Raw genomic sequence first — 539 nt, forward strand, 5'->3', positions numbered from 1 at the left:
GGCGTAGGCCAACTCGAGGTCTGATTGGCCGCCATCTTCCACTAGGACCTTGTAGGCCCGTGTCTGACTAGAGCGTTCGACTGCTTGCTGCCAGCGAGTGCGAATGTCCGTAGTCTTCTCGGCGATTGCGATGGGTCCCCCGCTTGTCAGGGAGTCGATGGCGTCGAGAACTTTTCCGTAGTGCAGATCGTCATTGACCACCGTGAAAGGTCGGAGGCGGGCTACGAAGGACTCAAAACTAGGCTCTTCAGGGCGGTGCCTGATGAACATTATGCGGCCATCGGGCAGGTCTTCAGCGGCGTGATAGCTCAGCTCAGCCAGGATTCGAAGTTCGTTCTGGTCAAGTGCAATTGGATGTAAAGCGACTCGCCAGGCCTCGGCGTACGAATGCCGCTAACACCTGCGTTGGGGTGGGCTTGACCTTGGCGGGCTTTTGTTTGCTCACGTCTCCATCAGACACCTCAGGCACGACGGACGTGCTCGCGCGTTCTCGGCTAGGGGTAAGGCGGCGGTCGACGCATTCTCTGCTGGGTCTGGGC

1 protein-coding gene is annotated in these 539 nt (G+C 59.2%); it reads right to left on the reverse strand.

Annotation, left to right across the window (positions count from 1 at the left end):
• Positions 1 to 201 (reverse strand): hypothetical protein (locus tag OO52_RS52385; RefSeq protein ID WP_209439619.1); only part of this gene is annotated, 201 nt, incomplete at its 3' end.
• Positions 202 to 539: the final 338 nt, after the last annotated feature.

This window comes from Streptomyces flaveolus (assembly GCF_000716535.1).
Lineage (GTDB): Bacteria > Actinomycetota > Actinomycetes > Streptomycetales > Streptomycetaceae > Streptomyces > Streptomyces flaveolus_A.